Origin of the sequence: Kitasatospora sp. NPDC056651 (assembly GCF_042792155.1) — a bacterium.
Taxonomy (GTDB): Bacteria; Actinomycetota; Actinomycetes; order Streptomycetales; family Streptomycetaceae; genus Kitasatospora.
Map to the genome: position 1 here is coordinate 1 of NZ_JBHTWX010000172.1, position 9,727 is coordinate 9,727.

Annotated in this window: 8 protein-coding genes, 1 rRNA gene and 1 pseudogene; all 10 read right to left on the reverse strand. The window is 70.6% G+C overall.

Translation table 11 applies throughout. From position 1 onward, the window contains the following. Nucleotides 1-43: 43 nt before the first annotated feature. Nucleotides 44-688 carry a MerR family transcriptional regulator gene (locus ACFRAR_RS36965; RefSeq protein WP_380704528.1) on the reverse strand — a complete coding sequence of 215 codons (645 nt, stop codon included), beginning with the start codon at nucleotides 686-688 and terminating at the stop codon, nucleotides 44-46. 248 nt (nucleotides 689-936) lie between these two features. Then, the gene (locus ACFRAR_RS36970; RefSeq protein WP_030303568.1) at nucleotides 937-1,413 is read right to left on the reverse strand and encodes a bifunctional nuclease family protein; all 477 of its coding nucleotides are present in this window, start codon (nucleotides 1,411-1,413) and stop codon (nucleotides 937-939) included. An 88-nt stretch (nucleotides 1,414-1,501) separates the two neighbouring features. After that, nucleotides 1,502-2,194 carry a MerR family transcriptional regulator gene (locus ACFRAR_RS36975; RefSeq protein ID WP_380704536.1) on the reverse strand — a complete coding sequence of 231 codons (693 nt, stop codon included), beginning with the start codon at nucleotides 2,192-2,194 and terminating at the stop codon, nucleotides 1,502-1,504. Between the two features lie 179 nt (nucleotides 2,195-2,373). Beyond that, nucleotides 2,374-2,916: an FHA domain-containing protein gene (locus ACFRAR_RS36980; RefSeq protein ID WP_380704530.1), complete on the reverse strand. Its 543-nt coding sequence runs from the start codon at nucleotides 2,914-2,916 to the stop codon at nucleotides 2,374-2,376. Nucleotides 2,917-3,484: 568 nt separating this feature from the next. Next, entirely contained in the window at nucleotides 3,485-4,393 is a 909-nt protein-coding gene (locus ACFRAR_RS36985) for a DUF881 domain-containing protein (RefSeq protein WP_380704538.1), read from the reverse strand. Nucleotides 4,394-4,685: 292 nt separating this feature from the next. Then, the gene (locus tag ACFRAR_RS36990) at nucleotides 4,686-5,018 is read right to left on the reverse strand and encodes a small basic family protein (RefSeq protein ID WP_030062488.1); all 333 of its coding nucleotides are present in this window, start codon (nucleotides 5,016-5,018) and stop codon (nucleotides 4,686-4,688) included. 221 nt (nucleotides 5,019-5,239) lie between these two features. Then, a pseudogene (locus ACFRAR_RS36995) lies at nucleotides 5,240-6,109 on the reverse strand (DUF881 domain-containing protein); the annotation flags it as partial. Nucleotides 6,110-6,305: 196 nt separating this feature from the next. Further along, the gene (locus tag ACFRAR_RS37000; RefSeq protein WP_380704532.1) at nucleotides 6,306-8,801 is read right to left on the reverse strand and encodes a sugar phosphate nucleotidyltransferase; all 2,496 of its coding nucleotides are present in this window, start codon (nucleotides 8,799-8,801) and stop codon (nucleotides 6,306-6,308) included. A gap of 124 nt (nucleotides 8,802-8,925) precedes the next feature. After that, nucleotides 8,926-9,546, reverse strand: a complete 621-nt coding sequence (locus tag ACFRAR_RS37005; protein WP_380704534.1) for a CDP-alcohol phosphatidyltransferase family protein — start codon at nucleotides 9,544-9,546, stop codon at nucleotides 8,926-8,928. Nucleotides 9,547-9,640: 94 nt separating this feature from the next. Further along, nucleotides 9,641-9,727: ribosomal RNA gene (gene rrf / locus ACFRAR_RS37010) — 5S ribosomal RNA — on the reverse strand; the annotation flags it as partial.

Consider the following 9,727-nt stretch of genomic DNA (forward strand, 5'->3'; position numbering starts at 1 on the left):
GAACGGTTCCCCGTCCGGGCCCGCGGCCTCGTCGAATGGCTGTTCAGACCGCCCGGTTGCGCCGCTGCGCCAGCTCGTCGCCCGGGTCGTGCCCGACCAGGGTCTCGCCGGTGTCGGTGCGCTCGGCGTGCAGCCGCCCGAGGGTCAGCTCCAGCTCGCGCCAGACCGCTCCCACCGCGATGCCGAAGACTCCCTGACCGCCCTTCAGCAGGTCCACCACCTGCTGCGGCGTGGTGCACTCGTACACCGTCGCGCCGTCGCACATCAGCGTCATCCCGGCCAGGTCCGCTTGGTCGGCGGCCTGGAGGTGGGCGACCGCCACCCGGATGTTCTGCAACGAGACGCCCGCGTCGAGAAGCCGCTTCACGATCTTCAGCAGCAGGATGTCGCGGAAGCTGTAGAGCCGCTGACTGGTCGACGGGTACGCCGTACGGACGCTGGGCTCCAGCAGTCCGGTCCGGGCCCAGTAGTCCAGCTGGCGGTACGTGATGCCGGCCGCCGCGCAGGCCGTCGGGCCGCGGAAGCCGAGCAGTTCGGATGTCGGGGCCAGCCGCTCGATGGCCGGCTGGCCCGGTTGCACGGCCGGGAACCTGCCCACCCGGGGCAGGTCCGTGACGGTGCGAGCGGTGCGCGGCATGTGCACGGCGCACTGGCCCCCCACCGCCGCGTCATCGCCGGTGCTGCTCATGCCTGCCTCCGTCCCTTGTGCTGCGGGCAATCCGATCTACGGGCATCGGCCACCCGGACAGCCACTCCTGACGGTAGGCAGTCCCCTATGACCCGTCAACGATCGCCACGCCGGGTCAGACAAACCACATCACTCAGGAGAGTGGTTTTTCGTGCCCCCAGTGTGGGTAAGTGGGCGTTTTTTGGCAAAACGGCGGGCCAAAAGGCCGAACGGCCGGCCCCACTGCGGGCGGGAAGCGCAGGACGGCGCTACTGCGGGCCGCTGCCCCCGAAGTCCTCGGGCGAGACCTGGTCGAGGAACTCCCGGAACTTCTCGACCTCGTCCTCCTGCTCGTCCGGGATCGCGATGCCCGCCTCCGCGAGCACCTCCTCGCTCCCGTAGATCGGCGTGCCGGTGCGCAGCGCCAGCGCTATGGCGTCGGACGGCCGGGCGCTCACCTCGACCCCGCCGGCGAACACCAGCTCGGCGTAGAACACGCCCTCCCGCAGGTCGGTGATCCGGACCTCGGTGAGCTGTTGGCCGAGCGCCTCCAGGACGTCCTTGAAGAGGTCGTGCGTCAGCGGGCGCACCGGAGTCATGCCCTGCTGGGCGAAGGCGATCGCGGTCGCCTCGCCGGGGCCGATCCAGATCGGCAGGTAGCGGTCTCCCCCGACCTCCCGCAGCAGCACGATCGGCTGGTTGGAAGGCATCTCCACTCGGACACCCACGACGTCGAGCTCATTCACACACGCAACCCTATGGCTCCGCTCCCGGATATGAAAGCGCAGGGCCGACGCCGCTGGTCAGCGCGGTGCCCCCGCCGCCCGGCGGGGGCTACCCCCGGCTTCGCAGGCCGGCCTGGACCATCGCCGCGTGCAGCCGCACCGACAGCATCGCGAGTTCCCGCGCGGTGGCCTCCGCGTGCGCCCTGGTCTGCGGGTTCCGGTGTCTGCGCAGCGGCGCCACCACCTGCTCCACCAACGTGATCTCGCGGTCCGCCGCCGCCTTCATGGCCCGCAGGTGCCGGGGTTCCAGCCCGTACCGGCCGAGTTCGGCGACCAGCCGGGCCACCTGGAGCGCCTCGCCGTCGTAGCCTCCGTCCGGGCCCGGCACGACCAGCCCGTAGGACTCCCACTCGGCCAGCTCCGTCTCCCCGGCCTCGGCCGCCGCCAACAGCTCGGCACGCCCCAGCCGGACCCCGGAGGGCGCCTCCCCGGCGGCCACCAGTTCCCGGTCCGCCTCCTCCAGCGGCCCCGGACGGTTGTCGGCGGAGGGCAGCGCGGGCGGGTTCTCACCGCGCTCGATGGCGTCCAGGTGCTCCCGGATCACCCGCAGCGGCAGGTAGTGGTCCCGCTGCATGCGCAGGACGTAGGCCAGCCGCTCGACGTCGGCCGGGCTGAACTTGCGGTACCCCGAGGGCGTGCGCTGCGGCTCGACCAGACCTTCCGCCTCCAGGAAGCGGATCTTGGAGATGGTGACCTCGGGGAAGTCGTCGCGCAGGAAGGCCAGCACCGCGCCGATGCTCAGCAGTTCGTCACCACCGCGCCGGCGCCCGGCGGAACGCTCCGCCCGGACCGGTTGCCGCGGGCCCGCGACCACCCCGCGCCCGCCGCGGTCCGCCTGCGGACCGGACGGGGTCGGAGTGGTCGCCCCGAGAGAAGAGGAAGGGGTGTTCGTATTCACTCGGGCTCCTGCCTGCGTCGTTTTCAGTACCCCCGGTGGTGGCCGGCGAAGAACACCAGCCGGTACTTCCCGATCTGCACCTCGTCGCCGTTGTTCAGCGCCACCTCGTCGATCCGCTCCCGGTTCACGTAGGTGCCGTTGAGGCTGCCCACGTCCGCGACGCTGAAGCCGACCGGGGTGCGGCGGAACTCCACGTGGCGGCGCGAGACCGTGACGTCGTCCAGGAAGATGTCACCCTGCGGGTGACGTCCCGCCGTGGTGACGTCCGAGTCCAGCAGGAAGCGGCTGCCCGAGTTCGGACCGCGCTGGACGATCAGCAGAGCCGAGCCCGGCGGCAGCGCGTCGATCGCCGACAGCACCTCGGCCGACAGGGCCGGCGTGGCGCCGGTGCCGGTCGTGGCGGTCGGGTCGTACGACTCCAGGCCGGAGATGGAGATGGTCGACGTGGTCTCCGCCGCCCCCTCCGGGAGCAGGCCGCCGCGCAGCGCCGCCCCGCAGTTGGAGCAGAACCGGGCCGAGGCCGGGTTCGGGTTGGCGCACCGGGGACACGGAGTGGGGCCAGCCATGTTCACAGCCTCCTGGCGCGGCACACCCGACGGGTTGTGCCCGGCGTACGGATCCGGGGCAAACCCTCCACCAGAGGTTGAGGGTCCTGACGGGAAACCTATGCGCGGCTCGCCGGAAGGGTCAACCGACGCGCCGTAGCCCGCCTGATTCCCCGCGTACTGGGCGGCGCCGCCGTCCCGGTACAGCTGCTGTCCCGCGTACTGCCCGGCCTCGGGGGCGGGGCGCATGCCGGGGACGGCCGGCTCGTCCTCGGGCCGGCGGTGACGTGCGGTGGGCGCCTCGACGGCGGCCGAGTTGCGGCTCTTGTTGCGACCGAACAACTTCGAGAAGAAACTCACGGGCGAATCCCCTTGCGTGTGACAGACCCGCCCGCGGGGCAGGGTGAGAACCTCGGACATGCTGCGAGCCGGGATGCTGCGGCTCGGGCCCGCCGGAGCGGTGCTCCGACGGCTGGTGCTGCGGTTGTTGCTCCGGAGCGTACTGGTGCGAACCAGTCTCGCCCATGTGACGGCGGCGCCCCGCAGCGGGTGCCGCCCGCCCTTGACGGGCCGTTCGTCGGGCGCCCCGTCACTTCGAAGCCGGCTTGGCGTACTGCGGCGACTTCGGGTCCACGAGGGCGTCGACGACCACCTTCTGCTGCTGGGCGATCGTCGCCCGCGCCTGGTTGTTCTCCAGGGTGCGGACGACACCTCCCGGGATGTTCAGCGCGGGTGTCAGGTCCTGCGGGTTCCCGACGACGGTGAACCGATAGGGCTGCGAGACCTTCTTCCCGTCGATCTGCACCCCACCGCCCGACAGGTCGGTGAAGTAGGTGTTGACCACCACGCGCACATCGTTGATCTGAATCGCCTCCGCCCCCGCCGCTCGAAGTTCTTGCAGGGTGTCCAGCAGCATATCCGCCTTCACCTGCCCTTGGGGATCATCGACCGTGAGTACGATGCCCGGACCAGTGGCTTTGACGGTACCGGCGAGAACGCCGAGTTCCGTCATCTTCTTCCTGGTCTGCTCCTGGGCCTCCTTCGCCTGGTTGGAGCTGTTCTCCAACTTCGCCAGGGACCCTTCCAACTCCGCCTTCTCCTGCTGGAGACGCTGCTGACGGCTGTCCAGTTCGTCGAGGATGCGCACCAGGTCCTCCTGGCGGGCCCCGCGCAGCTGGCTGTGGTGGTCGTTGGTCGACCGCACCTGGATCGCCAGCGCCAGACCGAGCGAGAACAGCAGCAGCGCCACCACCAGCTGCCCGCGGGACAGCCGCGGCGGCCAGAGCGCCGCCTTCAGGCGCCGCCGGCCCGCGTTCCGGTCCAGGGCGGGCGGCTGCTCGGCGGCTGTCTCCGCGGCGGCGGGCTCGGGCTCCGTCTCCGGCGCGGGCGCCGACTCGGCGGCGGGCACGGGCGCGGGCACAGGTCCGGGCTTCGCCCCGGAAGCGGGCTCGGGCCCGGGCTCCGCCCCCGACGAGGCCTCGGATACCGGTTGGACCACCTTCGTGAGCCGGAGCGTCGGCTCGGACACCGGAGCGGCCTCAGCCTCAGCCTCAGCCTCAGGGTTCGCCTCCGACGCTTCCGACGCCTCCACGGCCCCGCCGGTCTTCCCGGCCACCTCCGCAGCCCCGCGCGACCGGCCCGGCCCGTCCGGCCCGGACTCCCCGACCGGCTCCGGCTCGGGCGCCTGAGCAGCCTTCTCGACGGCCTCCTCGACGGCCTTCCCGCCCGGCTTCCCGTCAGCCTGCTCGGCCGCCGCCGGCTCCGACTTCTCCGCCTCCTCGCGGCCCGGCTCAGGCACGGAAGACATGGCGCCGGATCGCGGCCGCGTTGGAGAAGATGCGGATGCCGAGGACCACGACCACACCGGTGGACAGCTGCGAGCCGACGCCCAGCTGGTCACCGAGGAAGACGATCAGCGCCGCGACCACCACGTTGGACAGGAACGACACGATGAACACCTTGTCGTTGAAGATCCCGTCGAGCATCGCCCGGACGCCGCCGAACACGGCGTCCAGCGCCGCCACCACCGCGATCGGCAGGTAGGGCACGACGGCGTCCGGCACCTCGGGCTGGACGAAGAGGCCGACGACCACCCCGATCACAAGACCCAGTACGGCAATCACGGTCTGGCTGCTCCTGTCCCTGTCGTGGTCTTGGTGGCTCCGGTCGGCGGATGCCGTTTGGCGCTCGAGCTGCCGCCGGTCGCGGCCGGCGGGGCCGACGCGGAGGCGGAAGGCGGGGCCGACGGTGAGACGGACGCACCGGGGCTATCCGGGGTTCCGGCTCCGGCCGACGGCGTAGCGCCCGCAGCCGGAGCGGTCGCCGTGGGCGCGGGCTCGGGCGCCACCGGCTGGGCGGTCCGCAGCGTCACGCCCACCGCCGCCGGCAGCGTCAGGCTCTTCTGCACGGAGAGCGTCGACTTGATGCCGTACTGCTCCTGGAGCAGCCGCAGGTACTGCCCCGCCATGTCCTTCTCGAAGGCGTTGAGGAGCTTCCCGCCGTCCCCGATCGCCTGGATGTTGTACGGCGGCACCAGCGGCCGGTTGTCCACCAGCACCGCTTCGCCCGCGGCCCGGATCGCGGACAGCGCGGTCAGCCGCTGGCCGTTGATCGCGATCGCCTCGGCTCCGGAGCCCCAGAGGCCGTTCACCACGAGTTGCAGGTCACGGTCCCGCAGCCGGCCGCTGTTGGAGAAGCCCTGCCCGGCCCGCGGGTCGACGTTGCCGCCGTGGCCCGTGCCCGCCGCGTCCTCCAGGACCAGCTTCACGCCCGGGCCGGTGACCTGGCCCAGGCCCACGGCCCCGGTCAGTCCGCCGGGATCGCCGTCCCCCGAGGCGAGGGCCTGCTGCTGCGTGCTGTCGACCTTGAGCCGCAGCTCCTGCACCTGCTTCTGCAGCTGGTCGGCCGAGGTGTTGCTGTCGTTGATCCGGTGGATGAGCGCGTCCCGCTCCTTGGCCAGCGTCGGCTCGGCCTTGTGCGCGTTCACCGCACCCACTGTCACCACCGCACCGACCAGGGCCAGCCCGGCGCCCAGGGTGAGCAGCCCGGGCAGCGTGCCGGGCATCCGGCCGTCACGGGCGCCACCACGTGCGGCGGCAGCCTCCGCGTAGCCCTCGTCCAGGCTGTGGTCCATCACGTTGGTCAGCAGGGACATCGAGGCGTCCGGACGGTTGTACCGTCCGTTCGGGGCACTCGGCGTCGGCGTCGCTGGCATGGAGACCATCGTCCCATGGCCTCGAAGAGGCCCGTGCACGGCCCCTGAGCTGCACACACGCTGCACACATGACGGAAGGTGGCGGATCCCTCCGAATGATGTGAAAACGGACGGCGGGGCGCGCGGATCACACCACGCGCCCCGCCGTTCGAGGTCGCCCCGGGCTCAGGCCCGGGCCCTGCTCAGGCCCGGGTCGTCACCGCCCCGCACCGTCGACCACGGCCGCCCACTCGTCGAGCAGCGCCTCGGTCGCCTCGTCGTCGGGGCCTTCGGCCCACAGATGGGTGACGGCCTCGGCCGGGTCCGGCAGCACCAGAGTCCACCGCCCGTCCGCCTCGACCACCCGGACGCCGTCGGTGGTGTCCAGCTGACGGCTGCCGGCCGCCTCCACCACCGAGCGCATGACCATGCCCTTGGCCGCCCACGGTGTCGCGATGTCCCGGCGGCGGATGTGCGCCTGCGGGATCCGCGCGTCGATCTGGCTCAGCGTGAGCTGTGTCCGCGCCACCAGGCCGACCAGCCGGACGAAGGCCGCGGCCCCGTCCAGCACCCCGCTGAACTCGGGCACCACGAAGCCACCGCGCCCGTCCCCGCCGAACACCGTGCCCTCGGCGGAGGCCGCCTTCGCGAGGTCGTCCGGCGTGGTCGTGGTCCAGATGACCTGGGTGCCGTGGTACGCGGCGACCTGCTCGGCGATCCGGGTCGTGGTCACCGGCAGTGCTACCTGCCCACTGCGCCGCTCGGCCGCGACCAGGTCCAGCAGCACCAGCAGCGCCCGGTCGTCGTCGATCACCCGGCCCAGCTCGTCCACGAAGGCCACGCGCTCGCCCACCGGGTCGAACCGCACGCCGAAGGCCGCCCGGGAGGAGGCCACGAGTTCGCCGAGCCTGGCCAGGCCCGCCCGCCGCTCCTCCGCGTCCTCGGTCGGCCGCGCCTCGTCCAGCCCGGTGGAGACGGTGAGCGCCTCCACCCCCAGCCGGCCGAGGATGCTCGGCAGGACGAGGCCCGCGCTGCCGTGCGCGGTGTCCACGACCACCTTCAGCCCGGCCTCCCGGACCCCGGTGGTGTCCACCGTCCGCAGCAGGTTGCCCGCGTAGGAGTCGAAGACGCTGGACGGGAAGGTCAGGTCGCCGATCTCACCGGGGAAGGCCCGCCGGAACTCCTGGCGCGCGTAGACGCGGTCCAGCTTGCGCTGGCCGGCCTGCGAGAGGTCCGCCCCGCGCTCGTCGAAGAAGAGGATGTCCAGCGAGTCCGGCACCCCCGGCGTGGTCCGCAGGAAGATCCCGCCCGCGCTTCCCCGGGCCGTGTGCTGCCGGGCCACCGGCATGGGCACGTTCTCGAGGTCGCGGACGTCGATCGCGGAGGTCTGGAGCGCCGAGATCATCGCCCGTTTGAGCGCACGCGCACCACGCGAGTGGTCACGCGCGATGGTGACGGTGGCACCCTTCTTCAGCGTCGTCGCGTACGCCCCCGCCAGCCGCACGGCCAGCTCCGGGGTGATCTCGACGTTCAGGATGCCCGACACGCCACGGACCCCGAACAGGTGCTCCTGGCCGCGCGACTCCCAGATCACCGAGGTGTTGACGACGGCGCCGGCCTCGATGGTCTTGAACGGGTAGACCCGGACGTTCGCCCCGATGATCGACTCCTCGCCGACCAGGCACTCGTCCCCGATCACCGCACCGTCCTCGATCCGCGCGGCCCGCATCACATCGGTGTTCTTGCCGACCACGCAGCCCCGCAGATTGCTCTGCGGCCCGACGTAGACGTTGTCGTGCACCACCGCCTTGTGCAGGAACGCGCCGCGCTTGACGACCACGTTGCTGCCCAGCACAGTGTGCTCGCGGATCTCCACGCCGGCCTCGACCTTGGCGTAGTCCCCGATGTACAGCGGCCCGCGGAGCACCGCCTCCGGGTCCACCTCGGCGCCCTCGGCCACCCAGACGCCCGGCGAGATCTCGAACCCGTCCAGCTCGACCTCGACCTTGCCCTCCAGGACGTCCGCCTGGGCCTTGCCGTAGCTCTCGTGGGTGCCCACGTCCTCCCAGTAGCCCTCGGCGACGTAGCCGTAGACCCGCTTGCCCTCCTTCAAGAGTTGGGGGAAGACGTCGCTCGACCAGTCGACGGACTCACCGGCCGCCACGTAGTCGAAGACCTCGGGTTCCATCACGTAGATACCGGTGTTCACCGTGTCGGAGAAGACCTGCCCCCAGGTCGGCTTCTCCAGGAACCGCTCCACCCTGCCCTCGTCGTCGGTGATCGTGATGCCGAACTCCAGGGGGTTCGGCACCCTCGTGAGACAGACGGTGACCAGAGCGTTCTTGCTGCGGTGAAAGTCGATCAATTCCGAGAGGTTGAAGTCGGTCAGCGCGTCACCGGAGATCACCAGAAAGGAATCGTCCTTGAGCGCGTCCTCTGCGTTCTTGACACTCCCCGCAGTGCCCAGTGGCGTCTCCTCGTGGGCATAGGTCAGATGCATGCCCAACTCTTCGCCGTCACCGAAATAGTTCTTGACCAGTGACGCCAAGAACTGAACGGTGACGACGGTGTCGGAGAGGCCGTGCCGCTTCAGCAGCCGAAGCACGTGCTCCATGATCGGCCTATTGGCGACCGGAAGCAGCGGCTTCGGCATGCTGGAGGTCATCGGGCGGAGTCGAGTGCCCTCGCCCCCTGCCATTACAACGGCTTTCATTACGGGTGCGTCCTCCTTCGCGGTGGTGGACCAGCAGGTCCATCAAAGCGTTCCAGAGGGATCTCTACCCGGAAGGCATCATCCGACGCACCGATGAGGCGTGGGGCTTCTCTCAGATCACGTCTCAGACTGTGGACGCCGAGCCGGCGGCGCTCCCCCGGACGATCTGCCTCGCCTGAACCGCGTAGAGAATCGCGGCCCACCAGTACAGCGTGGTTCCCCACCAGATGAACGCCCAGCTCACCACTTCGGCCGGCCGGGCGATCCAGCTGTCGACACTGCCGAGCAGCAGAAGCGGAAACGCGTACATCAGATTGAAGGTCGCGGCCTTCCCCAGGAAACTCGTCTGGAGCGGGCCGTAACCGTGCCGGTTCAGAATCGGCAGCAGCGTGGCGATGAACGCCTCACGGGCCAACAGGACCGCGGTGAGCCACCACGGCAGGATCTCACGCCAGGTCAATCCGACCAGCGTGGAAAGCACATAGAGCCGGTCAGCCAGCGGGTCGAGCAACTGCCCCACCCGGCTGATCTGCCCCCACTTCCGGGCGAGCTTTCCGTCCAGGTAATCGCTGACCCCGCTCAATGCCAGGATCAACAACGCCCAGAGGTCGTTCTTCGGGCCGCCGAACTCCGGCCAGAGAATGAGCCAGAGAAAGATCGGAACACCGACCAGCCGGCCCATGCTCAGCATGTTGGGGATAGTGAGGACGCGATCGGTCTGGACCCGCGTCTCCTGGACCTCCACTCGGGGCCTCCTGTCCCGTGTGACGACAATGCACATTGACCCTACAACAGAGAAGCCCCCGACCGGTTCACCGGCGGGGGCTTCTCGAAGAATTGTTCGGCGGCGTCCTACTCTCCCACAGGGTCCCCCCTGCAGTACCATCGGCGCTGTGAGGCTTAGCTTCCGGGTTCGGAATGTAACC

Bases quoted from the DNA above. Each gene is read 5' to 3' on its own strand.
- ACFRAR_RS36965 (WP_380704528.1), bottom strand. From the start codon at position 688: ATGAGCAGCACCGGCGATGACGCGGCGGTGGGGGGCCAGTGCGCCGTG.
- ACFRAR_RS36980 (WP_380704530.1), bottom strand. From the start codon at position 2,916: ATGGCTGGCCCCACTCCGTGTCCCCGGTGCGCCAACCCGAACCCGGCC.
- ACFRAR_RS37000 (WP_380704532.1), bottom strand. From the start codon at position 8,801: ATGAAAGCCGTTGTAATGGCAGGGGGCGAGGGCACTCGACTCCGCCCG.